Annotated in this window: 16 protein-coding genes; 11 read left to right on the top strand and 5 right to left on the bottom strand. The window is 62.3% G+C overall.

The genetic code is table 11. The features are described 5' to 3' along the window. Window positions 1-25: 25 nt before the first annotated feature. The 4 genes from KI612_RS11160 (at window position 26) to def (ending at window position 4356) form a co-directional block, all read left to right on the top strand. Window positions 26-1216: an aminotransferase-like domain-containing protein gene (locus KI612_RS11160; protein ID WP_226440160.1), complete on the top strand. Its 1191-nt coding sequence runs from the start codon at window positions 26-28 to the stop codon at window positions 1214-1216. A gap of 72 nt (window positions 1217-1288) precedes the next feature. After that, on the top strand, window positions 1289-2116 hold the full coding sequence (locus KI612_RS11155) for a hypothetical protein (protein ID WP_226440159.1): 828 nt from the start codon (window positions 1289-1291) through the stop codon (window positions 2114-2116). Between the two features lie 116 nt (window positions 2117-2232). After that, a complete protein-coding gene (locus KI612_RS11150; RefSeq protein ID WP_226440158.1) occupies window positions 2233-3795 on the top strand; it encodes a bacteriohemerythrin in 1563 nt (520 codons plus the stop codon). Between the two features lie 39 nt (window positions 3796-3834). Beyond that, window positions 3835-4356 carry a peptide deformylase gene (gene def, locus KI612_RS11145; RefSeq protein WP_226440157.1) on the top strand — a complete coding sequence of 174 codons (522 nt, stop codon included), beginning with the start codon at window positions 3835-3837 and terminating at the stop codon, window positions 4354-4356. A gap of 8 nt (window positions 4357-4364) precedes the next feature. On the opposite strand, the gene KI612_RS11140 is transcribed toward def, so the two are convergent. Genes KI612_RS11140 through ilvB form a run of 3 tightly spaced genes read right to left on the bottom strand, consistent with a single transcriptional unit; the run spans window position 4365 to window position 6953 of the window. Further along, on the bottom strand, window positions 4365-4910 hold the full coding sequence (locus tag KI612_RS11140; RefSeq protein WP_226440156.1) for a hypothetical protein: 546 nt from the start codon (window positions 4908-4910) through the stop codon (window positions 4365-4367). 59 nt (window positions 4911-4969) lie between these two features. After that, window positions 4970-5281, bottom strand: coding sequence for an acetolactate synthase small subunit (ilvN, locus tag KI612_RS11135; protein WP_226440155.1), 312 nt, complete (start codon window positions 5279-5281; stop codon window positions 4970-4972). A 1-nt stretch (window position 5282) separates the two neighbouring features. After that, window positions 5283-6953, bottom strand: coding sequence for an acetolactate synthase large subunit (ilvB, locus tag KI612_RS11130; protein ID WP_226440154.1), 1671 nt, complete (start codon window positions 6951-6953; stop codon window positions 5283-5285). Between the two features lie 441 nt (window positions 6954-7394). On the opposite strand from ilvB, the gene KI612_RS11125 reads away from it, so the two are divergent. Next, window positions 7395-8678, top strand: a complete 1284-nt coding sequence (locus KI612_RS11125; protein WP_226440153.1) for a GGDEF domain-containing response regulator — start codon at window positions 7395-7397, stop codon at window positions 8676-8678. A gap of 57 nt (window positions 8679-8735) precedes the next feature. Here the strand turns inward: KI612_RS11125 and KI612_RS11120 are convergent, their stop codons facing one another. Both KI612_RS11120 and KI612_RS11115 read right to left on the bottom strand, forming a co-directional pair. After that, the gene (locus KI612_RS11120; protein WP_226440152.1) at window positions 8736-10268 is read right to left on the bottom strand and encodes a fumarate hydratase; all 1533 of its coding nucleotides are present in this window, start codon (window positions 10266-10268) and stop codon (window positions 8736-8738) included. Window positions 10269-10283: 15 nt separating this feature from the next. Then, window positions 10284-10820: a TIGR00645 family protein gene (locus KI612_RS11115; protein ID WP_226440151.1), complete on the bottom strand. Its 537-nt coding sequence runs from the start codon at window positions 10818-10820 to the stop codon at window positions 10284-10286. 252 nt (window positions 10821-11072) lie between these two features. Here KI612_RS11115 and acs point away from each other — a divergent pair, with 252 nt between their 5' ends. From acs to KI612_RS11085, 6 genes are all read left to right on the top strand, one after another. Next, window positions 11073-13034 (top strand): acetate--CoA ligase, encoded by a 1962-nt coding sequence (acs, locus tag KI612_RS11110; protein WP_226440150.1) that lies wholly within the window; start codon window positions 11073-11075, stop codon window positions 13032-13034. 186 nt (window positions 13035-13220) lie between these two features. Next, window positions 13221-13415 carry a hypothetical protein gene (locus KI612_RS11105; RefSeq protein ID WP_226440149.1) on the top strand — a complete coding sequence of 65 codons (195 nt, stop codon included), beginning with the start codon at window positions 13221-13223 and terminating at the stop codon, window positions 13413-13415. Between the two features lie 3 nt (window positions 13416-13418). Continuing rightward, window positions 13419-16130 carry a sensor histidine kinase gene (locus KI612_RS11100; RefSeq protein WP_226444218.1) on the top strand — a complete coding sequence of 904 codons (2712 nt, stop codon included), beginning with the start codon at window positions 13419-13421 and terminating at the stop codon, window positions 16128-16130. A gap of 17 nt (window positions 16131-16147) precedes the next feature. Further along, window positions 16148-16519 carry a response regulator transcription factor gene (locus KI612_RS11095; protein WP_226440148.1) on the top strand — a complete coding sequence of 124 codons (372 nt, stop codon included), beginning with the start codon at window positions 16148-16150 and terminating at the stop codon, window positions 16517-16519. Between the two features lie 104 nt (window positions 16520-16623). Continuing rightward, complete coding sequence (locus KI612_RS11090; protein WP_226440147.1) at window positions 16624-18783, top strand: 3'-5' exonuclease; 2160 nt, start codon at window positions 16624-16626, stop codon at window positions 18781-18783. Between the two features lie 10 nt (window positions 18784-18793). After that, window positions 18794-18970: a hypothetical protein gene (locus KI612_RS11085; protein WP_226440146.1), complete on the top strand. Its 177-nt coding sequence runs from the start codon at window positions 18794-18796 to the stop codon at window positions 18968-18970. Window positions 18971-18980: the final 10 nt, after the last annotated feature.

The raw sequence follows: 18980 nt of genomic DNA, 5'->3' as shown, positions 1-18980 counted from the left end.
AGGTCAACTGCATTGACGTTAATCGATGAATACCCCCAACTCAGCATTGCGTTTTTCCCGCCGCGTGGCGAATCTCGAAGCCTCGCCGATCCGCGAAATCCTTTCGGTGATCGATCGGCCGGGCATGATTTCCTTTGCCGGCGGCTTGCCGGCGGCGGAAACCTTTCCGACCATGAATCTCGCCGACGTGCCGGCCAAATGGCTGCAATACGGGCCGAGCGAGGGCGATCCGCAATTGCGCAAGCTGATTGCAGAGAACCTCTCGGCGCTTGGCCTTGAATGTTCGGCTTCGCAAGTCCTGATCCTCTCCGGTTCGCAGCAGGGCATTGATCTGGTTGGCAAGCTGTTCATCGATGCCGGTACGCCGGTCGCCGTCGAATCGCCGACTTATCTCGCTGCGTTGCAGGTCTTCCGTTATTTCGGCGCGACTTTCACGCCGCTCGCGCCCGGCCAGCCGCACGCCGGCTTCGACGCGGCCCGGCTGCCGGCCTTTGCCTATGCCATCCCGACCTTCCAGAACCCGACCGGGCATTGTTACGATGCCGACGAACGCGAGGCGCTGGCCCGGGCCTGCGACGATTTCGGCGTACCGCTGTTCGAGGATGATCCCTACAGTGATCTTGCCTACGACCCCTGCGAACGCACCCCGGTCTGCGCCCGCCTGAAGAAGGCGTCCTGGGTCTATCAGGGTTCCTTCTCAAAAAGCCTGGCACCCGGCCTGCGTCTGGGTTACCTGGTCGCTTCGCCCGACCTGATGACGCCGCTGGTGCGTCTGAAGCAGGCCGCCGACCTGCACAGCAACCGGATCAGCCAGTGGTACGTGCTCGGCCAGTTGCAGGATGCGGGACGGGCGGCGCGGCTAAGCCGCATTGTCGAGATCTACCGGCAAAAGCGCGACCTGTTCGCGCGCGAGCTGGAGCGCAACTTCAAGGGGCTGGCCACCTGGCAGGTGCCGGCCGGCGGCCTGTTCTTCTGGCTCGAACTGCAGCAAAGGATAGATACCCGGACACTGCTCGCACGCGCCATCGAGCGCAACGTCGCCTTCATGCCGGGCGAGCCCTTCTGTCCGGAGGCACCAAATGCCTGCGGCGCGCTGCGCCTGAATTTCAGTCATGCCGACGAGGCGCAGATCGTTGAGGGTCTGGCAACGCTGGCCGAACTGGTGCGCGAGGAACTGGCCCGGGCGCCGACCGGACTGCGCCGCGCCTGTGCCTGAGTTGGCAAGCAGCGGGGTTTGACCGGGTTTTACATTTGCCGGGACGGGTTTCTGTCCGGTCGGTAGCTTAAAATGCCGCCGATGCTTCTTCAGGACTTTTCTTTCCATCGGCGTGCACCGCTGTGGGCAATCGCCGTTTCGGTATTGATCCATGCCCTGGTGCTGCTCATTCCGCGCAGCGATCCGGCCGGCGAAAAAAGCCTGCCGCGGCTCGAGGCCAGCCTCGCCCAGCGTCCGCCGGTGCCGCCGGGAGAAATGCCGGAAACACCGTTGCAGGCGAGAAAATCGGAACGCAAGCCAACCGGTCAACGTCTGCTGACGACGCAAAAGCAGGGCGGTCGCGCGGTGGCACCCAGCCCGAAATGGTCGGCGGCCGAGAAAGCCGACATGAACAACTTCCTCGAGGGGCTGGCCAGCGAGGCCAAGGCCGCTCCCCGGCCAACACTGGCGCAACGTTCGCTTGCCATGGCGCGTGATGAAGCGCGGCAACTGGCGCGCCAGGATGAAGCCGGCACGGCGACGCTGGAGTTGCGACCGAATGCAGCGCAGCCCGATCCGTTCAGTCTGGAAATGTACGTCGACGGCCTGATCCGTCGCCTTAACCGCAGTTCGGCCTTTGTCAAAAACGATCCGCGCAGCAAGGGCGTACGGCCGGCTGCGGTGCAGTTCCGACTGAATCCGGATGGCACGCTGAAATCCTTCACCGTGCTTAATGCCGGCGACCAGGCGGCGGAGATCGCCTTCATCAAATCAGTCGTCGAGCGCTCGATCCCGTTCGCACCATTCCCGGCCGATATCGGCAAATCGGCGCGTTCGCTGGCGATGACCATCTGCATCCTGCCCACCTCGTCCGGCGACGGCTTCGGTTTTTCGCGGATGAGCGGCGGGCGCGGTTGCTGACACATTGTTACAAAAAATTCACTTTTTGTCGTGCGATTGGACTTTGGTCCATGGAAAGCCGGTTTTCCTGAAGGTAGGATACCGCCCTTATTTTCAAGGGGCACCGAAGGCAGACGATGGATAAGGATCAGGAAATCCTGGCAATCAGCCGGCTGGTTTTTGAACTGACCAAACTGGGCGGCGCCGATGTCGATCTCGACCAAATGCTCGCAAAGCTTTTCGATCTGCTGGTCAGCTTGCCGGGAATCCGGGTCGAAGCACGCAGTGCCATCCTGCTCAATAATTCCCGCGGTGGCCTGACCCAGGTTGCCCAGTTCGGTCTGCCTCCGGTCTGGGAAAATTCTGCGCTCTCGCACGCCGATCCCTACGCCGGCCAGGCCGATGCCGGCCAGGCTTTCATCACGGCGGCAAGTTACCAGCATCCGTATCAGCCGTCGGCGGAGCCTGCTGATGCGGCTTGTTTTGTCCTGCCCCTGTGCAACCAGGGAAAGGCTCTCGGGCGTGTCCTGCTTTTCGTTGATCCCGCCTGGCAGGCCGATGCCGTCGAAGCGGAGTTCATGACCGATCTGGCCGGTGCGCTTTCCGTGCTGGTCTCGCGCTGCATCATCAACGAGACGCTGCGCGTGCGCGAAGTTGAACTGGAAGAGGCGCGTACCGATGCCATCCGGCGCCTGGGGACGGCTTCGGAATATCGTGACAACGAAACCGGCATGCACGTCATGCGGATGACGCATTTTTCGACCAGCATCGCCAAGGCTATGGGCCTGCCACAGGAAATGCGCGATCTGCTGGCGGTATGCGCACCGATGCACGATGTCGGCAAGATCGGCATTCCCGATGCCATCCTGCTCAAACCCGGGCGCCTGAGCACGGACGAGTTTGCCATCATGAAGACGCATACCGAGATCGGTTCGCGCCTGCTGACCGGAACCGATACCCTGATCCAGGCCGCCAAGGAAATTGCCATCAGCCATCATGAACACTGGGATGGCAACGGTTATCCGGAGGGCCTGAAGGGTGAGGAAATTCCCTTGCTGGCGCGAATCTGTGCCGTGGCCGACGTGTTCGATGCGCTGACTTCGGCGCGGCCCTACAAGGATCCGTGGCCGGTCGAGGAAGCGGCAGCCTGGGTGCGCCAGCAGGCCGGATCGCATTTCGATCCGCTGGTGGTGGCTGCCTTTGACGTGGCGATGCCGGAAATCTTGCGTATCCGCCAGCTTTACCGTGACGACATCATCGATCCGAACCAGGTTGTCGATCTGCCGCTGCCACAGTCCTCACAATCCGATTGGGTGCGCTGGGAAGACAGTCTGAGCGTCGGTATTGATGTCATCGACGAGCATCATCGCTACCTGTTCGATCTGACCAATGATCTCTTTGAAATCGTCTCGCAAAAGCAGGGCGCGAGCGAGGTGGCGCGTGTCCTCAAGGCATTGAGCCAGTATGCGCAGGTGCATTTCCGGGCCGAGGAGCGGATGATGGAACACTATGGTTACGCGGCCATCGATGTCCAGCAGCATCAGCACCATGCTTTTGAAGACCGCCTGCAGGGCTTCTATGACGAGTTGCACAACAACCCGCTGACCGCGCAGTTCGAGGTGTTGATCTATTTGCGCAACTGGCTGGTCAAGCACATTGTGCAGGAAGATGCCAGGCTGTACGAGCTGGTCGGGGTTTAAGCGCGGCCTCCCGGCAGCGCTCGCAGGACAGGGGGCAACATGACGATACGCAACATTCTCCGCATGGGCGATCCGCGCCTGTTGCAGACGGCGGTGCCGGTGCGCGACTTCGCAACGCCGGCCTTGCAGGAACTGATCGAGGATATGTTCGATACCATGGTCGCCGCTGGCGGGGTCGGGCTGGCCGCGCCGCAGATCGGTGTCGGCCTGCAACTGGTCATTTTCGGATTTGAAGCCAGTACCCGCTATCCGGATGCCGGGGCGGTGCCACAAACCATCCTGATCAATCCGCTGATTACGCCACTTGGTGATGCCGAGGAGAGCGCTTGGGAGGGTTGTCTGTCGGTCCCCGGCCTGCGTGGCGAAGTGCCGCGTCATGCGCGTATCCGCTACCAGGGGTTAGCTGCCGATGGCAGCGCCATCGATCGCACGGTCGAGGGCTTCCATGCTCGCGTCGTGCAGCACGAATGCGATCATCTGATCGGCCGTCTCTACCCGACGCGGATGCGCGACCTGACGCGCTTTGGCTACACCGAGGTGTTGTTTCCCGAACTTTCTTAGGGCATGTCCTAGAGCCCGAGATGGCCCTGGGTGCTGAACAGGCGTTCGATGACGTCGAGACCGATCGCCTCGACCTGATCCAGTGCGCCGGCCGAAAACCCGTGCGGGCGCTCGCCGGTGACTTGTTCCCAGAAGGCTGCTGCTTGTTCCGGCGAGGCCGGTTGCAGCGTGCCGTCCGCGCTTTCGATCCGGGCGGAGAAACCGTGCTGCCAGCGCTTGCCGGGCGCGAAGCGGTAACCGAGATGGCCGATTTCATGCAGGGCGGCACTTGCTTCCAGGGCCGACCAGCGGCCGCTCGCGTCACAGGCGAAGGCGCTGCCATCCGGCAGCGGGATAAGTGTTGCCGTGCGTTCGCCATCGCCATGGCAGCACGAGGAAAAGACCAGCCGGCCTGGCTGCTTTTCGTGCAGCACGGGCAGGATGCGGTTTTCGATCAGCCAGGAGTCGACGTGCGAGGTGCCGGCCATGATCAGGCGGGCCAGGTCACTGCGCCGTTCGGCGTGTGCGACGAGTGCTGCAGCGCTTTGCGGCCAGTCGAAGGACAGCGTATCCAAGGCGGTTTCCCGGTCAGTGATGAGGGCGACATTTTAGAACGGATGCCGCCCTCATGGGGTCAGGGCCGGAAGAACTCCTCGAGCTGGCTGAATACGGCGTGCTCGGCGTGGTGGCGACGCACCGCGATGACATCCTCGAGTTTTTCCGCCTGCTTGATGACCTGCGGCAGGCGCTGATCCTCGTTGAGGAGCAGCCAGATGCGGCTGCGCGTGCCATCCTCCACCGGCAGGCAGAGTATGCCGTCGACGTTGTAGGTGCGCCGCGAAAAGAGGCCGACGACGTGCGACATCACGCCGGGATGGTTATTGACGTCGATTTCCAGGACGGCGCGGGCGAGGGCGGTTTGTTCGTTGCGGTTCGTGGCGTTCATTTCAGGCTCCGATCATTTCACGGTTGGCGGCGCCCGGCGGCACCATGGGATAGACCTTCTGCTCGACATCGATGCTGGCGTGGATCAGGCAGGGGCCGGGTCGGGCGATGGCGTCTTGCAGCGCGGCGGCAGGATCGGCCGCCAGATCAAGGTCGAGCGCGGCAATGCCGAGCCCCTGGGCGACCTTGATGAAATCCGGCGTCACCTTGAATTGCGAGGCGAACAGGCGCTCGCCGTAGAACAGCGTCTGCTGCTGGTGCACCAGGCCGAGCGAGGCGTTGTCCATGAGCACGATTTTCAGGTTCACATTTTCCTCGGCGGCGGTCACCAGTTCCTGGATGTTCATCATGATCGAGCCGTCGCCGGTAAAGCAGACCACGGTGCGCTGCGGCTCGGCAAGCGCCGCGCCAATCGCCGCCGGCACACCGAAACCCATCGTGCCGAGGCCGCCCGAAGTCAGCCACTGGCGCGGCCGGCGCAGCGGGTAGGCCTGCGCCACCCACATCTGGTGCTGGCCGACGTCGGTGGCGATGATCGCGGCGTCGTCGAGGCAGGCAGCGACGGCGCGGATCAGGCCGAAATGGGCGCGCGGATTGGCCGCCTCCGGCATGTGCAGCGGGAATTCGGCGCGCAGGGCGTCTACCCGGTCGACCCAGCTTTTTCGGGCATTTTCAGTGACGGCCGGCAGCAACTGCGTCAATGCCTCGCCGACGTCGGCGCCGATGGCGAGGTTTGCCGTCTTGATCTTGTCGAGTTCGGCCGGGTCGATGTCGATGTGAATGATTTTTGCCTGGCTGCAGAAGGCGGCCACCTTGCCCGTCGCGCGGTCGTCGAAGCGGGCGCCGATGGCGATCAGCAGGTCGCATTCGTCGAGCGCCAGGTTGGTGTAGCGGGCCGCGTGCATGCCCAGCATGCCGAGCGACAGCGGATGATCGACCGGCATGCTGCCCAGCGCCATCAGGGTCATCACGGTCGGTAAATTGGCCTTTTCGGCGAGGTCGACCGCCAGGCGCGCGGCGCCGGAGTGCACGACGCCGCCGCCGAGATAAAGGATGGGGCGCTGCGCTGCGTTGATCATCGCCGCGGCCGCGGCAATCTGCTCTGCCGCCGCCTGCACAGCGGGCAGGGCGGTGCCCGGCGCCGGCCAGTCGCTGACTTCGATGGCCTGCGTCTGCACATCCTTGGGAATGTCGACGAGCACCGGGCCGGGGCGGCCCGAGGCGGCGATCCGGAAGGCGCGCGGAATCACTTCGAGCAGTTCCTCGGCCGAGGTCACCAGGAAGTTATGCTTGGTGATCGGAATCGACAGGCCATAGGTGTCGACTTCCTGGAAGGCGTCGGTGCCGATCATGGCGCGCGGCACCTGGCCGGTGATCGCGACGAGCGGGATGGAGTCGAGCTTGGCGTCGGCAATCGCGGTCAGCAGGTTGGTTGCGCCGGGGCCGGAAGACGCCATGCAGACGGCCGGCTGGCCGCTGACCCGCGCCATGCCCTGGGCCATGAAGCCGGCGCCCTGTTCGTGGCGGGCGAGCACGTGGTGGATGACGGTCGACTGCCCGAGCGCATCGTAAATGGGCAGGATGGCGCCGCCGGGAATGCCGGCGACGTTGCGGATGCCCTGGCGTTCAAGCAGGCGGATGGTGATCTGGGCACCGGTCAGGGTTTCTGTCATGGAGTACTCCTTGCTGGTTGGTGGCACAACCGGCGGGCTCCAAAAACAAAACCCCGCCGGTTTGCGCCGGCGGGGTTTGGGGAAGTCTGTGCTGTTTCTGCTACCCAATCCGCGACGGCGTGTCTGTAACGACGCCTACTACGACGACTACGCGGACGACAGCAGCCGGCACTGCACGGGCAGGGCTGGGGCGGAAGTGGCGGGCGTTGGTCATGGCGGATTCGGATTGGGCTGAAAAAATTGAAGGCGAACTATGGCTTAGTTTTTTCTCGCTGGCAAGTAGTCCGGGATGGTCTTGCCGCATCCTTGGTCCATCACGTTGTAAAGATGGGTAAATGCATTCTGGATTTACCTTTCTTTGCAAAATTGGAATAAACTGATGTATTCCTTTAGTCATATACCGGAGTGCGCCAGCCAGGTGTTCTCTGCTACGAAAGCACCATGACAAAGTTGCAGAAGGTTCTGATCGTCGATGCGTCACGGGTCACCCGGGCGTCGCTGGCCAGATATCTGAAGGGACATTTCAAGGTTTGCGAGGATGCCGATGGCGAGTCGGCCTGGCAGACGCTGGTCCTCGACAGTTCCATCGTCGCCGTCATCTCGGGCGGGCATCTGGCCAAGCTGGATGCGCTTGAGCTGGTCGAGCAGATCCGTGAAAACAAGTTGTGCCGCCTCAATCGCATGCCGTTTTTCATGGTCGTTTCGGAGTCCTACTCCGCCCAGGAAAAACTCGCTGCCAGCCAGCGTGGCGTCACTGATTTCATTCCCAAGCATTTGCCACCGGCCGACATGGCTGCGTTGCTCGATCATCTGCTCGGGCAAGCGCATCCGGCCGAAGAGCGCCGCCAGCAGGCTCTCAAGCCCGGCTCTCTCGCGCTGGCGCAAGCTGCCGATGGTGCGCCGGCGGATGAGTCCGCCCGCGCTTATACCGGTGAGCGCAGCATTACCGGGGCAACCGACATCATGGGGCAGGTCGGTCTTCTGGCCGGATTGCATGATGTCGCTCACGAGGGTTTTGCGCGTACTGGCCGCGATACCGTTCTGCTGAGTCCGAACAAATTTGCCGAGAGTCTGCAGCAACTGCCGGCGGCCAGTGCTGCCGGGGTGCTGGTCTTTGGCCTCGATGGCTATGACAGGCTGCTCGCAAGCTATGGTGTCGAGCTTGCCGAACGGGTGGCGCGCAAGGTCTCGGCCTTGCTGGCCAACAAGATACGCGGCGAGGACAGCATCGGCCAGCTGGCGCCGGGCCAGATCGCCATCCTGGCGACGCAGACCAACCGGGCGTTGTGTACGAGTTTCGCCAGTCGCGTCTGCAAGGCCCTGGCGGCGGCCCAGATTTCGGTGCGCGGGCAGCGGGTTGATCTGACCGTCAGCGTCGGTGTTGCGGCCTCGCCAGAGGAGGGCGCTGTACCAGGCGGCACGGATCTGTTGCAGCTGGCCCGCCAACGGCTGGCAGCGGCAGTGGCGGCCGGTGGCAATCGCGTCATCTCCGGCGATCCTGCTCCCGACCGGTTGTTCGGCGCTCAGGACGCTTTTCTCGGTCGCCTGCAGAGCGTACTGGCTGAACCATCACCGGAGCTCATGGCTTCCTGTCTGGGGCAAGCCGGTCTGCAATTGATGCCCCTGCTCGGTCAACTCGAAAAAATGTTCGATTTTGGCCTGCCGCTCGATGAAATGCAGCGCCGTTTGAGCGAGCGGGCGCAGTCCGAGCGGACGACCGACTAGTTTTTCCGGGTGTAAAAAAAGCCGGCGCGAAGCCGGCTTTTTGTTGGTGCTGAAAGATCAGCCCTTGAGCGGGATCTTGCCAATCTTGACCTGCCATTCCTTCGGACCGGTTTCATGCACGCTGATGCCGGACGAGTCGACCGCCACCGTCACCGGCATGTTCTCGACGTCGAACTCGTAGATCGCTTCCATGCCCAGATCGGCAAAGCCGACCACCTTGGCCGACTTGATGGCCTTGGCGACCAGGTAGGCAGCGCCGCCGACCGCCATCAGGTAGGCCGACTTGTTGTCCTTGATCGCCTCGATGGCAACCGGGCCGCGCTCGGACTTGCCGATCATCGAGATCAGGCCGGTCTGTTCCAGCATCATGCGGGTGAACTTGTCCATCCGCGTGCCGGTGGTCGGGCCGGCCGGTCCGACGACTTCGTCACGCACCGGATCAACCGGGCCGACGTAGTAAATGACGCGGTTGGTGAAGTCGACCGGCAGCTTTTCGCCCTTGGCCAGCATGTCGGCAATGCGCTTGTGTGCGGCGTCACGGCCGGTCAGCATCTTGCCGTTGAGGAGCAGCTTCTGGCCCGGTTTCCAGGCGGCGACTTCTTCCTTGGTCAGGGTGTTCAGATTGACCTGCGTCGCGGCCTTGAGGTCCGGCGTCCAGGTGACGGCCGGCCAGTCTTCCAGCTTCGGCGGTTCGAGCTTGGCGGGGCCGGAGCCATCGAGATGGAAATGGCAGTGGCGGGTCGCGGCACAGTTGGGAACCAGCGCAACCGGCAGGTTGGCGGCGTGGCAGGGGTAATCCAGCACCTTGACGTCAAGCACGGTGGTCAGGCCGCCGAGGCCCTGGGCGCCGACGCCGAGGGCGTTGATCTTTTCCATCAGTTCGAGGCGCAGTTCTTCCGGACGGGTCAGCTTGGCGCCAGTGGCAGCCTTGGCTTTCAGTTCGTGAATATCAACCGGTGCCATGATCGATTCCTTGGCCAGCAGCATGGCCTTTTCCGGCGTGCCGCCGATGCCGATGCCGATGATGCCGGGCGGGCACCAGCCGGCACCCATTTCCGGGATCTTCTTCAGGACCCAGTCGACCAGGTCGTCGGACGGGTTGAGCATGGCGAACTTGGACTTGGCTTCCGAGCCGCCGCCCTTGGCCGCACAGATCACTTCGACGTGGTGGCCTTCGACGATCTCGAAATGCACGACGGCCGGGGTGTTGTCCTTGGTGTTCTTGCGGGTGCCGGCCGGATCGGCGAGCACCGAGGCGCGCAGCGGATTGTCCGGGTTGCCGTAGGCGCGACGCACGCCTTCATTGATCATTTCCTGGATGCTCATCGTGGCATCCGGCCAGGTGACCTGCATGCCGACCTTGATGAAGACCATGCCGATACCGGTGTCCTGGCAGATCGGGCGGTGGCCTTCGGCCGACATGCGCGAATTGGTCAGGATCTGGGCAATGGCGTCCTTGGCAGCGGGGGATTCCTCGCGCTCGTAGGCTTCACCCAGCGCCTTGATGTAATCGAGCGGGTGGTAGTAGCTGATGTACTGGAAAGCATCGGCAACGGACTGGATCAGGTCTTCCTGTTTGATGGCGGTCATGCAAGAACTCCGTTTTTAGTGGTGTTTTTGGTTTTGAAGAGCGAGGGTCTGGGTCATGGTCTTGTCGACAAGCGCCATGGCCAGGGCGGAGAAAAGGAATACGACATGAATGATCACCTGCCACTTCAGCGTTTGCTCGGACAGGTTGGCAGCATTGATGAAGCTTTTCAGCAGGTGGATCGACGAAATGCCGATGATCGCGGTCGACAGCTTGATCTTGAGGACGCCGGCATTGACGTGCGACAGCCATTCCGGCTGATCCGGATGGTCGTCGAGGTCGAGGCGGGAAACGAAGGTTTCGTAGCCGCCGACGATGACCATGACGAGCAGGTTGGCGATCATCACCACGTCAATCAGGCCAAGCACGGCCAGCATGATCTCGGCTTCACTGATGTGGGCTGCATCGATCGCGTTGTGAACCAGGTGGCTCAGTTCAACCATGAATAGCCAGCAGTAAACGATCTGGGCGACGATCAGGCCAAGGTAAAGCGGTGCCTGGATCCAGCGGCTGGCGAAAATGAAGGATTCGAGATGCTTGATCGGAGAGTTCATCGGGGCTTCGGTCTGAGTCGGGGAGGCGAAGTTTATCACGCTGCTGCTGCGCTTCCGGCATATGCCGAATTGCTGCGCCGCAGCGTGATTTCGTAAGGCCTTTGTAAGATTATCAACGTCTAATGCCGCCTCAACGCTGGCGAGGGGAGTGAGCAGTTCTCCAGCTTGGGCGGCTTTAAATAGTCCCGGGGCAAACCCGAGATCCGATCGGTTGTTTCAACAAAAGCGCGAAGTACCGCAGAGGAGAAAAATATGTCGAATGAGTCCGTGCAGCTAATTTATCCGTCCGAAGAAATGGTCAAGAATGCGGCGGTTTCCGGGATGGATGCCTACCGTGCCCTGTGCGCGGAAGCGGAAGCTGACTATCCGGAATTCTGGGCCAAGCGTGCCCGCGAATTCATCACCTGGAAGCAACCGTTTACCCAGTCACTGGACGAATCGAACGCTCCCTTCTTCAAGTGGTTTGCCGACGGCAAGCTCAATGTTTCCTACAACTGTCTCGATCGCAATGTCGAAGCCGGTCTCGGCGAAAAAGTCGCCCTGATCTTCGAAGCCGACAACGGCGAAGTCACCAAGGTGACCTACAAGGAACTGCTCTCCAAGGTTGCCAAGTTTGCCAATGCCCTGCGCGGCATGGGCGTCAAGAAGGGCGATCGCGTCGTCATCTACATGCCGATGACCGTTGAAGGCATCTGCGCGATGCAGGCCTGTGCCCGTATCGGCGCCATCCACTCCATCGTTTTCGGCGGCTTCTCCGCCCAGTCCCTGCGCGATCGCATCAACGACGCCGGCGCGGTTGCCCTGATCACTTCCGACGGCCAGTTCCGCGGCGGCAAGGCCATCCCGCTCAAGCCGATCGCTGACGAAGCCTTCGCCATGGGCGGTTGCGACTCGGTCAAGAACGTCATCGTCTTCAAGCGCACCGGCGCCGAAGTCAACATGGTTGCCGGTCGTGACACCTGGTTGCACGACGCTGTCGCCAACCAGTCCGACGTCTGCGAACCGGAGTGGGTCGAAGCCGAACACCCGCTGTTCCTGCTCTACACGTCCGGCTCCACCGGCAAGCCGAAGGGTGTTCAGCACTCCACCGGCGGCTACCTGCTGCACGCCATCATGACCATGAAGTGGACCTTCGACATCAAGCCGTCGGACGTCTTCTGGTGTACGGCCGACATCGGCTGGGTCACCGGTCACACCTACATCACCTACGGCCCGCTCGCCTGCGGCGCTACCGAAATCGTTTTCGAAGGTGTGCCGACCTTCCCGGATGCCGGTCGTTTCTGGAAGATGATCCAGGATCACAAGGCCACCATCTTCTACACCGCCCCGACCGCGATCCGTTCGCTGATCAAGGCCTCCGACACGACCCCGTCCGTGCATCCGAAGAGCTTCGACCTGTCGTCGTTGCGCATCCTCGGTTCCGTCGGCGAGCCGATCAACCCGGCTGCCTGGACGTGGTACTACGAAAACGTCGGTGGCGGCCGTTGCCCGATCGTCGATACCTTCTGGCAAACCGAAACCGGTGGTCACATGATCACCCCGCTGCCGGGCGCAACCCCGCTGGTTCCGGGTTCCTGCACCCTGCCGTTCCCGGGCATCCAGTTCGCCGTGGTCGATGAGACCGGCGCCGATCTGCCGTGGGGTCAGGGCGGTATCCTGGTCTGCAAGAAGCCGTGGCCGTCGATGATCCGCACGATCTGGAACGACGACGAACGCTTCGTCAAGTCCTACTATCCGCAAGACTTCCAGGGCAAGTACTACCTGGCTGGTGACGGCGCGATCCGTGACAAGGACACCGGCTACTTCACCATTACCGGTCGTATCGACGACGTGCTGAACGTTTCCGGTCACCGCATGGGTACGATGGAAATCGAATCCGCACTGGTTGCCAACCCGCTGGTTGCCGAAGCCGCCGTGGTCGGTCGTCCGGATGACCTGACCGGTGAAGCCATCGTGGCCTTCGTCGTTCTGAAGGGCCAGCGCCCGACCGGTGACGACGCCAAGCGCATCATCAAGGAACTGTCTGACTGGGTGGGCAAGGAAATCGGTCCGATCGCCAAGCCGAAAGACATCCGTTTCGGTGACAACCTGCCGAAGACCCGTTCGGGCAAGATCATGCGTCGTCTGCTGCGTGGTCTGGCCAAGGGCGAGGAACTGACGCAAGACACCTCGACGCTCGAAAATCCGGCCATCCTGGAACAACTCAAGGGTTAATCACCTTTTCGTTCCCGGTTGAGCCAAAGAGGCGGCGAGCTTGCCACGCCGCCTCTACTGACTAAAAGGCAAGGAGGAGACAATGGCCACCCAAAAGGAGGCCTCCCGTGTGGTCGCATCAGACTGCATGCCAACAACGGCTGGCACGCTTTGCGTGTCAGCCGTTTTCTATTTTTGGAGGGGGCGATGAAGCGCGCGAGCCTGTCGCGACAACGCCTGGCGGCGCTCGGGCTGCTCGGCATCCCCCTGTTGACCTACCCGCTGCTAGGCTTGCCGGTGGGGGAGTGGTTCGGCCTGCCGGCCGGCTATGTTTACCTGTTTGCCGTGTGGGCCGGACTGGTTGTCCTGGCGGCCAGGGTCGCCGAGCGGAAGGGAAAGTAATTGCTGCTTTCCGGCTGGTCCATCACCCTGATTGCCGCGGCCTACCTTGGCGTGCTCTTCGCCGTTGCCCGCTATGGCGAGGCACGGGCCGACGCCGGGCGTTCGATCATTTCGGCCAATGTCTATGCGCTGTCGCTGGCGGTCTACTGCACTTCATGGACCTTTTACGGCAGCGTCGGGCGGGCGACTTCGGGCGGCCTGTCCTTCCTTACCATCTACCTCGGTCCGACCCTGATGCTGCTGTTTACCGGCGTCATCCTGAAAATGATCCGGATCAGCAAGGTGCAGCGCATCACCTCGATTGCCGATTTCATCGCTTCGCGCTACGGCAAGAGTCAGTTGCTGGCCGGGCTGGTCACCGTGATCGCAGTTGTCGGGGTGGTGCCTTACATCGCCCTGCAACTGAAGGCAGTCGCCGCCAGCGTCGATGTGCTGTTTGCCGGCGACCGGCACCGCCTGCTGCCCTGGTGGCTGGATTCGACGCTGCTTGTCGCCGCCGTGCTGGCGCTGTTCACGATCTGGTTCGGGACACGCCATCTCGATGCCACCGAGCGCCACGAAGGCATGGTCGCGGCAGTTGCTTTCGAGTCGGTGGTCAAACTGCTTGCCTTCCTGGCGGTCGGCCTGTTCGTGACTTACGGCATGTTCGACGGCTTTGCCGATCTCTTCGCGCGCGCCGCTGCCTCGCCCGAACTGGCGCGCCTGGCGCAGCCGGATTCGGCGCGCGCCGGCACGTGGACCGCACTGATCCTGCTTTCCGGGCTGGCCATCATTTTCCTGCCGCGCCAGTTCCAGATCGTCGTTGTCGAGAACGTTGACGAGGCGCACCTCAAGCGTGCCGTCTGGCTGTTCCCGCTCTATCTCTTGCTGATCAATATTTTCGTGCTGCCGGTCGCGCTCGGTGGCCTGCTGCATTTCTCCGGTCAGGCGGTCAATCCGGATACCTTTGTGCTGACCCTGCCGCTCGCCCACGGCGCCGAGGCGCTGGCGCTGCTCGTCTTCATCGGCGGTCTGGCGGCAGCGACCGGCATGGTCATCGTCGAAACCATCGCCTTGTCGACGATGGTTTGTAACGACCTGGCGATGCCCTGGCTGCTACGGTCAACCTGGCTGCAGGGCGAAAAAGGGCGCGACCTGTCGGGCTTGCTGCTGTTGATCCGGCGGATTGCGATCGGCCTCATCCTGCTTCTCGGCTATGTCTATTTCCGTGCCGCCGGCGAAGCCTATGCGCTGGTCGGGATCGGCCTGATTTCCTTTGCTGCGGTTGCCCAGTTCGCGCCGCCGATGTTTGGCGGCATGTACTGGAAGCAGGGCACCCGGGCCGGCGCGGTGGCCGGTCTGCTCGGCGGTTTCGCGGTCTGGCTCTACACCTTGCTGCTGCCGTCCTTCGCGCGCTCGGGCTGGATCGACGACGGCTTCGTCGTGCATGGCCTGTTCGGCCTGGCCGGGCTCAAGGCGCAGGCGCTGTTCGGTCTGAGCGGTTTCGACGAAATCTCGCACAGCCTGATGTGGAGCCTGTTTGCCAATATCGGCCTGTATGTTCTCGTCTCGCTCAATTCACGGCCGGATGCCACCGAGGCCGGGCAGGCCGAACGTTTTGTCGATGTCTTCCGCTATGCCGGCAGCGCGACCGATGCCCGCCTGTGGCGTGGCAATGCCTCGCAGCCGCAACTGGTTGCCTTGCTTGAACGCTTTCTTGGTCCGGTCCGTGCCCGCCAGCAACTGGCGGCACATGCCGCGACGCGCGGTCTGGCCGACTGGCGCGAGTTGCCGGCCGATGCGGGCTTCGTGCGTTTTGCCGAGGGCGAGCTGGCGGCGGCGATCGGTTCGGCCAGCGCGCGCGTCATGGTCGCCTCGGTGGCGCAGGAGGAAGATATCGGGCTCGACGAAGTGCTCGGCATCCTCGACGAGGCGACGCAGGTGCGCGCCTACAGTCACCAACTGGAAAACAAGCAGCGCGAACTGGAAGCGGCGACCGGCGAATTGCGCGCCGCAAATGAGCGTTTGCGCGAGGTCGACCGCATGAAGGACGATTTCATCGCGACCGTGACGCACGAATTGCGCACGCCGCTGACCTCGATCCGCGCCTTTTCCGAGATGCTGCACGACGATCCCCGCCTCGAACTCGCTGAGCGGACGCGCTTCCTCGGCATCATCGTCGGCGAAACCGAGCGCCTGACCCGGCTGATCAACCAGATTCTCGATCTCGCCAAGCTCGAATCCGGGCATGCCGAATGGACCAGTACGACGGTCGATATCGGTGCCGTGGTGCGCGAGGCGATGGCTTCCCTGGAGCAGCTGTTCCGCGACAAGGCGGTCGCCCTGAGCGGCGAGATTCCGGAAATTGGCCCGCAAGTGCAGGTCGACCGTGACCGCCTGACCCAGGTTGTGATCAATCTGCTGTCAAACGCCGTGAAGTTCGTGCCGGGCGGCAGCGGCCAGGTCCGGGTGCGGGTTTTGCCGCTCGCCGACATGGTGCGCGTCGAGGTTGCCGACAACGGACCCGGCCTGGGTGCGGACGAATGCCGCCTGGTTTTCGAGAAGTTCCGGCAGGGCGGCAACACTTTGACCGACAAGCCGCAGGGCACGGGCCTCGGACTGCCGATCAGCAGGCAGATTGTGGAATATTTTGGTGGTAATCTCTGGGTTGAAAGTCAGCCCGGAGCAGGCGCAACTTTCATTTTCACGGTGCCCTTGCCGGCACCTGAGGCATAACAAAGGGAGACAAACTCATGGCAAAAAAAATACTCATCGTCGATGACGAACCCAACATCGTCATTTCGCTCGAATTCCTGATGAAAAAGGAAGGTTTCGAGGTTGCCGTCGCCGTTGATGGCGACGAAGCGCTGGCCAAGGTCGCCAGCTTCAATCCGGATCTCGTGCTGCTCGACGTCATGATGCCGAAGAAGTCCGGCTATGAAGTCTGCGAGGCCTTGCGCGCCGATCCGGCGCGGGCCGGGCTGCTGATTGTCATGCTGACCGCCAAGGGGCGCGATACCGAAGTGGCCAAGGGGCTGGCGATAGGCGCCGATGCCTACGTCACCAAGCCGTTCTCGACCAAGGATCTGGTGGTCCGGGTCAAGGGCATGCTCGGGGTCGCCTGATCTTGCACGGCCGGGTACGGAAAATCTGCTTTCCGTACCGGTCGACCGTCCAGAAAGCATGAAAAGGCCGGAGATGCCGGCAACAAAATATCAGGAAGCGTGTCATGAAGGCCAAACATCGTTTCATCTTTGCCGTCGTCGTGCTCGGTCTGTTGATGACCGGGCCGTTTGTCGTTACCTCCCTGCTGGTCTGGCTGGACATGAAGGAGGTCGAGCGCAACATGCTGACCGAACTGCTCGTCTCGCGCCTGCCGGTCGGCACGATGATGACCCTGTTCGGCTTTGCGATCGGCGTCATGGTGCTGCACAAGCTGTTCAAGCAATACGTCGAAGGCCTGTTGCGCATGTCGGAAACCTTGCGCCTGATGCTGCGCGCCAATCGCGATTTCCGGGTTGAGCTCGAGGGGCCGCCGGAAGTGCAGCAACTGGCCCAGGCTGCCAACGAACTGGCGCAGCAGCGCGATGAACTGATGGACGATGTCGATGCGCAGATTGCGCGCGCCAAGGCGTCCGTTGAAGAAGAGAAGAATCGTCTGGCGGCGCTGATGTCGGAACTGTCGCAGGCTGTTGTCGTGTGCAATCTCGACGGTCGCATCCTGCTTTACAACAACCGCGCCCGCCTGCAGTTCAAGGCACTGGCGCTGGGGCCGACCTCGGCTGCGGGCGGGGCGCTGATCGGTCTGGGCCGTTCGATCTTCTCGATTCTCGAAAAGAACCAGGTCGAGCATGCCGGCGATGTCATTCGTCTGCGTCTGGCGGCCGGCAAGACGCCGCATGCCAGCTTCACGACCACGACGCGCGGCGGCCAGCTGTTGCGCATCCAGATGGTGCCGGTCATGCCGGGGGCCGGCGAAGCCGCCGGCGCGGCAATGTCGGGCTATGTGCTGACCATAGACAACATCACGCGCAGCATCGAGGAAGAAGAAAAGCGCGACCAGGCGCTGCATGCGCTGAGTCAGGGCAGCCGCTCGGCGATTGCCAACATTCGTGCCGCCGTTGCCAATCTGCTTGATTATCCCGACATGGAGCCGGAGCAGCGCGGCTGCTTCCTGCACGTCATCGACGACGAGGTCGCCAAGCGCAGCCATTCGATTGATCAGACCATGAGCCAGTTCTCCGACTCGCTGAAAACGCGCTGGCCGCTCGAAGACATCCTCGGCGTCGATGTCATCTCTGCCGCTCGCCGGCGTATTGAAGAGCGCCTCAAGCTGCCGATCAAGACCGAGGAAGTCGATGAAAGTCTGTGGCTCAAGGCGGACAGCTTTTCGCTGGTCTTCGCGCTGGTCTTCCTGGCCGGCCGCCTGCAGGATCACTACGAGCCGCGCGAACTGCGCTTCCGTCTGAGCAGCGAAGGAAAACTTGCCTATCTCGACCTGATCTGGGCGGGCCCGGCGATGTCTTCCGAGACCTTCTACACCTGGGAAATGGAAAGCATGCAGGTCGGCGGCGACACCTCGCCGCTCACCCTGCGCGACGTGATCGACCGGCATGGCGGCGAAATCTGGTATCAGCGCGAGAAGGCGGCACATCGTGCCTATTTCCGTTTCGTGCTGCCGGTCGCCACGCCGGATGCCGAGGTGCTGATCGAAGAGCGCCAGGTTACCGGCCGGCCCGAGTATTACGATTTCGACCTGTTCAAATTCGATGACCGCTCGATCGATCTCGACCGCAAACTCTCCGACCTGACCTGTACCGTGTTCGATACCGAAACGACCGGTCTGGAGCCGTCGAAGGGCGACGAGATCATCCAGATCGGCGCGGCGCGCATCGTCAACAACCGCCTGCTGCGCCAGGAAGTCTTTGACCAGATCATCGACCCGGAATGCCCGCTCAAGCCGGAGTCGATTCCCATCCATGGCATCACCGAGGACATGGTGCGCGGCAAGCCGAACATCGACGCCGTGCTGCCGGCCTTTCACCAGTTCTGCGAAGACACGGTGCTGATCGCCCACAACGCGGCTTTCGACATGCGCTTCCTGCAGCTCAAGGAAGAACGCACCGGCATCCGCTTCACGCAGCCGGTGCTCGATACGCTGCTGCTCTCCGCCGTTGTGCATCCGAACCAGGAGTCGCACAAGCTGGATGTGATCCTCGAGCGTCTGGGCATCCAGATCGATACCCGGCACAACGCGCTCGAAGACTCGCTGGCGACCGGCGAAGTCTTCCTCAAGCTGGTGCCGCTGCTCGCCGACATGGGCATCGTGACAGTACGCCAGGCGCTGGAAGCCTCGGAAAAAACCTATTACGCCCGGGTCAAGTACTGAGGTGGGCTTGATGACTTTTTCCGTGGTGATCGAGGTCGCCGATACGGTCGACGCGGAATTTTTGCCTGTTTTGCCCCGGCCCTCCGGGCAGCGCATCGCTGCCCGAGTTGCCGGCCATCCTGAACGAGGCGCTGCCTTTGCGCCTCAAGTTAAACTGATTATTCTTAGAAAATCGAGGTTGTCGTGAATACGCAAGC

The organism is Quatrionicoccus australiensis (genome assembly GCF_020510525.1).
In the GTDB taxonomy this organism is placed as follows: domain Bacteria; phylum Pseudomonadota; class Gammaproteobacteria; order Burkholderiales; family Rhodocyclaceae; genus Azonexus; species Azonexus australiensis_B.
Note: the sequence above shows the minus strand (reverse complement) of the source record. Positions and strands in the feature narration are given on the sequence as shown.

Coding starts and splice junctions, on each gene's coding strand:
- KI612_RS11160 (WP_226440160.1), top strand. CDS start 26: ATGAATACCCCCAACTCAGCATTGCGTTTTTCCCGCCGCGTGGCGAAT.
- KI612_RS11155 (WP_226440159.1), top strand. CDS start 1,289: ATGCCGCCGATGCTTCTTCAGGACTTTTCTTTCCATCGGCGTGCACCG.
- KI612_RS11150 (WP_226440158.1), top strand. CDS start 2,233: ATGGATAAGGATCAGGAAATCCTGGCAATCAGCCGGCTGGTTTTTGAA.
- def (WP_226440157.1), top strand. CDS start 3,835: ATGACGATACGCAACATTCTCCGCATGGGCGATCCGCGCCTGTTGCAG.
- ilvN (WP_226440155.1), bottom strand. CDS start 5,281: ATGAACGCCACGAACCGCAACGAACAAACCGCCCTCGCCCGCGCCGTC.
- ilvB (WP_226440154.1), bottom strand. CDS start 6,953: ATGACAGAAACCCTGACCGGTGCCCAGATCACCATCCGCCTGCTTGAA.
- KI612_RS11125 (WP_226440153.1), top strand. CDS start 7,395: ATGACAAAGTTGCAGAAGGTTCTGATCGTCGATGCGTCACGGGTCACC.
- KI612_RS11120 (WP_226440152.1), bottom strand. CDS start 10,268: ATGACCGCCATCAAACAGGAAGACCTGATCCAGTCCGTTGCCGATGCT.
- KI612_RS11115 (WP_226440151.1), bottom strand. CDS start 10,820: ATGAACTCTCCGATCAAGCATCTCGAATCCTTCATTTTCGCCAGCCGC.
- acs (WP_226440150.1), top strand. CDS start 11,073: ATGTCGAATGAGTCCGTGCAGCTAATTTATCCGTCCGAAGAAATGGTC.
- KI612_RS11105 (WP_226440149.1), top strand. CDS start 13,221: ATGAAGCGCGCGAGCCTGTCGCGACAACGCCTGGCGGCGCTCGGGCTG.
- KI612_RS11095 (WP_226440148.1), top strand. CDS start 16,148: ATGGCAAAAAAAATACTCATCGTCGATGACGAACCCAACATCGTCATT.
- KI612_RS11090 (WP_226440147.1), top strand. CDS start 16,624: ATGAAGGCCAAACATCGTTTCATCTTTGCCGTCGTCGTGCTCGGTCTG.
- KI612_RS11085 (WP_226440146.1), top strand. CDS start 18,794: ATGACTTTTTCCGTGGTGATCGAGGTCGCCGATACGGTCGACGCGGAA.